Origin of the sequence: Prevotella sp. Sow4_E9_plate (assembly GCF_052116205.1) — a bacterium.
GTDB lineage: Bacteria > Bacteroidota > Bacteroidia > Bacteroidales > Bacteroidaceae > Prevotella.
Genome location: NZ_JBQKLN010000022.1, coordinates 53,769 through 60,110, shown reverse-complemented (window position 1 = coordinate 60,110; position 6,342 = coordinate 53,769). Strand labels below are relative to the sequence as shown.

7 protein-coding genes and 2 tRNA genes are annotated in these 6,342 nt (G+C 42.7%); 8 read left to right on the top strand and 1 reads right to left on the bottom strand.

Annotated elements, in window-relative coordinates:
• Positions 1-142: 142 nt before the first annotated feature.
• Entirely contained in the window at positions 143-514 is a 372-nt protein-coding gene (locus ACTQ53_RS10175) for an XRE family transcriptional regulator (protein WP_441932944.1), read from the bottom strand.
• Between the two features lie 167 nt (positions 515-681).
• Between ACTQ53_RS10175 and ACTQ53_RS10170 the strand changes: the two genes are divergently transcribed.
• From ACTQ53_RS10170 to ACTQ53_RS10135, 8 genes are all read left to right on the top strand, one after another.
• Positions 682-894, top strand: a complete 213-nt coding sequence (locus tag ACTQ53_RS10170; RefSeq protein WP_441932943.1) for an ArsR family transcriptional regulator — start codon at positions 682-684, stop codon at positions 892-894.
• Between the two features lie 187 nt (positions 895-1,081).
• Positions 1,082-1,157, top strand: a tRNA-Leu gene (locus ACTQ53_RS10165).
• A 382-nt stretch (positions 1,158-1,539) separates the two neighbouring features.
• A tRNA-OTHER gene (locus ACTQ53_RS10160) sits at positions 1,540-1,648 on the top strand.
• Positions 1,649-2,008: 360 nt separating this feature from the next.
• Positions 2,009-2,521, top strand: a complete 513-nt coding sequence (locus tag ACTQ53_RS10155) for a recombination protein NinG (RefSeq protein ID WP_441932942.1) — start codon at positions 2,009-2,011, stop codon at positions 2,519-2,521.
• The gene (locus tag ACTQ53_RS10150) at positions 2,505-3,263 is read left to right on the top strand and encodes a phage antirepressor KilAC domain-containing protein (RefSeq protein ID WP_441932941.1); all 759 of its coding nucleotides are present in this window, start codon (positions 2,505-2,507) and stop codon (positions 3,261-3,263) included. Before ACTQ53_RS10155 ends, ACTQ53_RS10150 begins: the two co-directional genes overlap by 17 nt.
• A 20-nt stretch (positions 3,264-3,283) precedes the next feature.
• On the top strand, positions 3,284-3,796 hold the full coding sequence (locus tag ACTQ53_RS10145) for a hypothetical protein (RefSeq protein WP_441932940.1): 513 nt from the start codon (positions 3,284-3,286) through the stop codon (positions 3,794-3,796).
• 199 nt (positions 3,797-3,995) lie between these two features.
• Positions 3,996-4,310 (top strand): hypothetical protein, encoded by a 315-nt coding sequence (locus tag ACTQ53_RS10140; protein ID WP_441932939.1) that lies wholly within the window; start codon positions 3,996-3,998, stop codon positions 4,308-4,310.
• Positions 4,282-6,309: a hypothetical protein gene (locus ACTQ53_RS10135; RefSeq protein ID WP_441932938.1), complete on the top strand. Its 2,028-nt coding sequence runs from the start codon at positions 4,282-4,284 to the stop codon at positions 6,307-6,309. Before ACTQ53_RS10140 ends, ACTQ53_RS10135 begins: the two co-directional genes overlap by 29 nt.
• The last annotated feature ends 33 nt before the right edge of the window (positions 6,310-6,342 follow it).

Below are 6,342 nucleotides of genomic sequence, written 5' to 3'. Positions count from 1 at the left end.
AATTATGTAACTTTGCAGCCGAAAAGGCTTCCCTGCTGGGGGCATGCCCCCAGCAGGGAGTGGGAATGAAAGTTAAGAACAAGCCTTGACACAGTTTAAATTACACCCCCAAAGCAGAGCCTAGTGCCCTGCTTTTTTCGTATCATCCGACAACGCTCTTTCTATCATCAGAAATCACGCCACCGTTCTTCTCCAGGAGCATGTCACGGAGTTCCTTGACTACACCTTCCTTCACCAGCAGCTTAACCTTGATCTCTGCCAGTTCCTTTAACAAGGCTTCATCTGTAGGTTTGTCTTCCTTAAACATTGAGCCTTCACCTCGAAGAAGCCATTCTGCAGAAATGTCTACATAGGTAGACAATATTCTGTCTACAAACTCTAGAGAAGGTTCCTTTGTACCGTTCAGATAGTTGTTTGTGGCAGCAGGTTTGCCACCTACAGCTTCCGCAAACCCTCTGTTAGACAGTCTGTAATAGTCTTTTATTTCATTGATTCTATCCCTTAATCCTTCCATATCTCTTAGTGTTTATAAATGTATAAATAGATAAATATAATATAAAATATTGCCTACATTCTTGGTAGTTTGCCTACAAATGTGTATCTTTGCACTCGTGATTTGGTCAACGAATCCTCGTTTCCATATCACTGAGTAGTTTACGTGTGCAAATATAATAAAAAAGTATGGATAAAATAGTTTTTAAGCCGAAAATTTTGATAAGAAAATCAAAAATAGGCAAAATAGCAAAAACGGTTGGCTGCTGCGATGCGGCGGTCTATGCTGCAATAGCATTCAAAACTAACAGTAAGTTGGCGGTTGATATACGTAATGTCGCAACCAACCGATATGGGGGAATACTCGTAAAGAAGTACCCAGAACTTGTAGAAGAGCAATGATTGCAGCCGTTAGGCTTTTAGATAAAAATTCTAAGCGTTATTTGTTTATTTTTCCTTCACTCTGCGTGAGCAGGGTGGAGGTTTTGAAAGAGTGGGTTCAAAGCATAATATACAATTTTATTTCATTCTTAAAAACGAATTTTAGTTATTACGCTTCACTCTGGTTCGTGAGAATAGGAGTGATATTGGCGCCTTAGCTCAGTGGTAGAGCGCTACAACAAAGGTTGTAGAGGTCGGCGGTTCAATCCCGCTTGGCGCCTCCATAGTTTTGAAATATTGTTGTTATACTTAATCTGAATGAAACGGTGAAAAAGAGCGGTAAAGACCAGTGGCGAAATATAGTTGTTTGCGTTGATACTTTTCAGGCGCCACGAACCATAAGGAAATGTTGTGGTCGAGCATTCTACCAACACCTTCATTTTAAATATGATGAACAGTTTCTCAAACAATCCCATTGCCAGTTTGTGGGCATAAGTTCTTTGACATATTGGAAAAAGTTAAATGTATTTGAGTTCTTATGTTAGAAATGCAACAAGCTTTAATGATGTTGATTAGCCATAATTGATATATAAAACAGATTCGAGTTGCATTTCTCGGACGGTGAGCATGGCTCTTAAATTCATGGTAGCGCATGATGCCGTATATTGCAGAATAGCTCAGTTGGTTAGAGCAAGCACGTAACAGATGTGTAAATCCTTAACATATTCTTATCAAACCGTGCAACTGGTCGTGGGTTCAAGTCCCACTTCTGCAACTCTATTATGTTTTTAGTTAGTTGTTAGTAAATTATTTTTGTTTTTACCAATGTTGCAGCGGCAACAAGAAGGGTCGAAATCTGATTTTTATAATCTACTCCCTGCTCGTCCGTGAGGATAGGCAGGATTTAATCTTAACTTCAAAAACAGAAGCGTATGCTGAAATTATTCTCAACCCGGTCCTATCAAGATCGGGTGAACGAAATATATAAAGAACTCGAGCATAATCCGTGGTGCCCCATCCGGCACTTCGAACTGTGCCTGAGGAAAATCAATATGCTTAACTCTCGAATCAAGAATCTCTCAGCAGATATGGGAAGAGAGGAAGGTGAGTATGATACATTATAATATTATAAGGTATGGTTCTGAAAAGAAAAACTCCTCTAAAAAGGACTCCAATAAAGAAAACTCCTTGGGATAAAGCAAAGAAGGAGCAGGAAAGGAATAAGGCTAAAGGTATTCCATCCAAGCAATCCTTGGTAAAGAAGCTTGATGTGGTATTCCAGTTATATATAAGACTTCGTGATGTCAACAATCAAGGAGCATTCAGATGTATTTCTTGTGGTAAATACAAGCCATTCAGCCAGATGGATGCTGGTCATTTCATCGGCAGGGCAGCGATGTCGCTACGGTATTGCGAATCTAATGTGTTCGGACAATGCCGCTACTGCAACCGTATGCTGAATGGAAATCTGCTGGACTATCGCAAAGCCTTGGTCAAGAAACTGGGAGAAGACAAGGTGGAATGGCTGGAGAACACTAAGCACTCCACCAAACAATACTCAATCTTCGAACTTCAAACTCTCATTGACTATTACAAGAAGGAAGTTGAGAAACTTAAAATAGAAAAGAACTATGATGAATGGAAGTGAAATCATTAAGAATGAAACAATGACCTCGCTAGAGATAGCCGAGGTAACGGGTAGAAATCACAAGGATGTGATGCGTTCTATAAGAGAAATGGAAGACGCATGGGTTAAAGTCAACGGGCGCAAGTTTGCGCTGGTTGAGTATAAGGATGCTAAAGGTGAAATGAGACCATGCTATTCACTCAGCAAGACCGAATGTCTGTATATTGCCACCAAGTTTAACGATGAGGCAAGGGCAAAGCTGATTCTCCGATGGGAAGAGCTGGAAACCAAAGAAGTATCCCTCATCAAGGTACCTAAAACATTCGCTGAAGCATTGAGACTGGCAGCAGACCAAGCAGAGAAACTTGAAGCGCAAGAGAAAATGCTTGAAGCCAGTTCAAAGGAGATTGTTGAACTTAGTGGTACAATTGCTACCATGCAGCCAAAGGTCACCTATGTTGATAAGATTCTTGCCAGTAAGGAGACCGTAACTACTACTCAGATAGCGCAAGACTACGGACAATCTGCAAAGGCATTCAATATTCTTCTCAGAAACTTTGGCATTCAACATAAGGTTGGCGGTCAGTGGATTCTTTATGCAAAATACCTTCCAAATGGATATGTTCAGTCAGATACCATCCCAATTGAACACAAAGATGGTTCTTCCGGCTCTGTTATGCACACTAAGTGGACTCAGAAAGGAAGACTATTTCTGTATGAGGAGCTGAAGAAGCATAACGTATTGCCAATAATCGAGAGATAAATCAATAAACATAATATATAATGAGTAAATTAGGCACAAGAATTAATGTGGATGCAGAACTTAACTGCTTCCCGACCAAAGCGCATCCTACAGATGCAGCTTATGATCTCTTTGTTCGACAGAGTGTTGAGGTCTATCCTCACAGCCGTTTCTTTGTTCCGCTAGGTTTCAGAATACAGCTTCCTTCCAACATGAAAATGCTGATTCAGCCAAGAAGCGGACAGTCTGGCAAGGGAATGCTACTGGAAGTATATTTCCCGAAATGGCTAGGGCATGATTACTTAGGCAAGGTAAGAGAAAACCTTGATGTAATTCTAGGTTTGATTGATTGCGGCTATGGCGAAGAATCCCATGCTATTGTCAAGTCGGGCAGATGGAAATTGAAGCACCGCATCATGCGACTGCTTGGCTTCAAGTTCTATATCGCATCTGGCTCACGTATCTGCCAAGGCGCTTTCACCTACGTTCCCGATACTAACCTGGAAGCAGGAACAGTCAACGGAACTCGCATCGGTCTAGGCTCTACAGATTAGCTTATGGACGAGCAGTATATCATCGGTAAAATCGTAGAAATGATGCCAGATGAACACCATAAGCCGTGCGGAGTGCTTTATACAAGGTTGAAGCTGGCAATACTGCAGGACGTGTCTTCTATTCTTTCCCGTCTGTTCAAGGAAGGAAAGATAAAGTACAACAGAACGCTAAACGATATTTTAATAAACATAAACGACAATGAGCAGAAAGAATATCAGACAGAATCACTTCAACCGAATCAAGAAGGAACTTGATGAAGTTGATAAGGCAGGAGACAACTCCAAGCACTTCCGGTGCATTGTCTTGATGGGTGACAAAAACGTTCCGAAGGCTTACTCATTCCTTCATGCGTCACCCGAAGACCTTAAAAACCTTATCTTGAACGCCATGCGAAACAGTGACCAATTCACTTACGCAACTGCAATGGCATTCGAACAGTACGATAAGGAGTTAAGAGAAAAAGAAACTTTAAAAGTAAATAAAGATGGAGAAAATACAGTTCAAGAAGCTTAGACTTCTCAACTTTTGCGGAATCCGCAATTCGGAATATGAGTTCGGTGAAGACATCACCGTCATATCGGGCAAAAACGGATTAGGAAAGAGCACGATAGTCAACGCTATCATGTATGCGCTATTCGGAAAGGACATCAGCGGCAATTCGCTCGACATCAAGACATTCGACAAGGACCACAACATCATCAAGGAGATTCCTCATGAGGTGGAGCTTACGGTTAAAATATTCTACACTGGCACTGAGCCAGCAGGGCAAGACAATATTGTCTTGAAGCGTACACTTACGGATTCATGGAAGGGCGACGAGTGCAGAAACACCTTCAAGTATTATGTGAATGATGAAGTTGTTACTGCTGGCGAGTATAAGAAAACGGTGGATGCCATCTGTCCGGAAGACGTTTTCCGTCTCTGCTCTTCAACAAAGGATTTCGTTTACCGCCCTTGGCAGGAGCAGCGCAATAAGCTGCAGGCACTTGTAGGCGATATTACCACCGATGATATTACGGAAGGCAACAGAAAATATGATTTTGTTGTTGAAGCCTTGAAGAAGCAGGATATTGACAAGCTGGTCCACCACATCAAGTACAAGCGAAAAGAGGTGCAGGAGCAGTTGGATGCCGTGCCTATCCGATTGGAAGAGCTGAATAAGTCACTGCCCGAAGCACAGAACTGGGAAGCCCTATCCAACGAGAAGGCTCAGCTCAACGATAAGCTTGTGAAACTTGCCAACAAGATTCAGGACATTCGTACTGGTGGAGCTGACAAGGCAAGACTTGATGGCATCCGTAAGAAGATAGAATTTTCCGAGAAGCGCAAGCGAAACATGGAGACGAGCGCCATGAATCTCGCTACCGAGCAGGCTACCAAGCATCAGAGTGATGTGATCACATCGGACGTTGCCATCAAGAAGGCTCAGAGCACAGTGGACGAGTTGAAACAGAAGATGAGCGGTTACAGCGAGACTGATATACACGCCAAGCAGCAGAAGGAAGAATGCGAGAAGAAGGCAGATGAAATCAACGATAAGATAGATGAAGCTACAAAACGCTCATGGGTTTGGAACGCAGAAGATGGAATCTGTCCTCATTGCGGTCAGGCTCTCCCTGCAGAAGACGTTGAGAGAATCAAGCACGAATCAGAGAAGCGCTTCAATGACAGAAAGGCTGACGATTTGAAGGCTCTTGATGAAGACTTCAACAAGCTTCAGCACACCTACACGGAGTTGAAGAATCTGCTGGAGAAGACCGAAGAGGAGCGCAAGATAACTACCAACCAGTTAGTGGAAGCTCACAAGGTTCTCAAAGAAGCTGAATATCACAAGCTGGAGGTTGATGCTGAGGTTCCGGATACCTACGAGCAGATCCTTGCCAAGAAGGAAGAATATCAGAAGGTCGTTAAGGAACTTGCAGACTTGCAGGCTGAACTCGACAAGCCATCCGATACAAGTTCGGAAGAAACCGCAAAGATGCTATCCGAACTCGAAAAGGAGCGTGAGCCCATCGGAATCAGATACAATGAGGTGTTGGAACTCCTTGCTACAAAGGAAACGTTTGACCGTATCAGCACCCGCATTGAGGATATAAACAAGGATAAGGAGACCTATCAGAATCAGCTTGACGAACTAGATGAGAAACTTGAAATCGCCAACGAATACAATCAGAAATCTTGTCAGTTGCTCGAAGACCGTGTAAACGGACATTTCGATTATGTGAAGTGGAGTCTGTTTAAGACTACGCTTGATGGAGAGAAGAAGCCGTCCTGTGAGTGCTACCATGTTGGTGTACCATACAGCCGACTCAACACCGCTGCAAAGGTGAATGCTGGAATCGACATTGCCTACACCTTCGCAAGATACAATGAAGTCTCAGTTCCAATGCTGCTCGATGAATGCGAGAGCGTGAACAGACCACTGTATCATGGCGGTCAGCAGATTCGGTTGAACGTGACAACAGACGATGAGTTGAAGTTTGAATATCCATCCATTGCGGTTATGGAATAATACTTTAGTAAATAAAAAAATAAATTTACAATC

What these genes read in the sequence shown, in the direction of transcription:
- ACTQ53_RS10150 (WP_441932941.1), top strand. Translation starts at nt 2,505, where the DNA reads ATGATGAATGGAAGTGAAATCATTAAGAATGAAACAATGACCTCGCTA.
- ACTQ53_RS10135 (WP_441932938.1), top strand. Translation starts at nt 4,282, where the DNA reads ATGGAGAAAATACAGTTCAAGAAGCTTAGACTTCTCAACTTTTGCGGA.
- ACTQ53_RS10155 (WP_441932942.1), top strand. Translation starts at nt 2,009, where the DNA reads ATGGTTCTGAAAAGAAAAACTCCTCTAAAAAGGACTCCAATAAAGAAA.
- ACTQ53_RS10170 (WP_441932943.1), top strand. Translation starts at nt 682, where the DNA reads ATGGATAAAATAGTTTTTAAGCCGAAAATTTTGATAAGAAAATCAAAA.
- ACTQ53_RS10145 (WP_441932940.1), top strand. Translation starts at nt 3,284, where the DNA reads ATGAGTAAATTAGGCACAAGAATTAATGTGGATGCAGAACTTAACTGC.
- ACTQ53_RS10140 (WP_441932939.1), top strand. Translation starts at nt 3,996, where the DNA reads ATGAGCAGAAAGAATATCAGACAGAATCACTTCAACCGAATCAAGAAG.
- ACTQ53_RS10175 (WP_441932944.1), bottom strand. Translation starts at nt 514, where the DNA reads ATGGAAGGATTAAGGGATAGAATCAATGAAATAAAAGACTATTACAGA.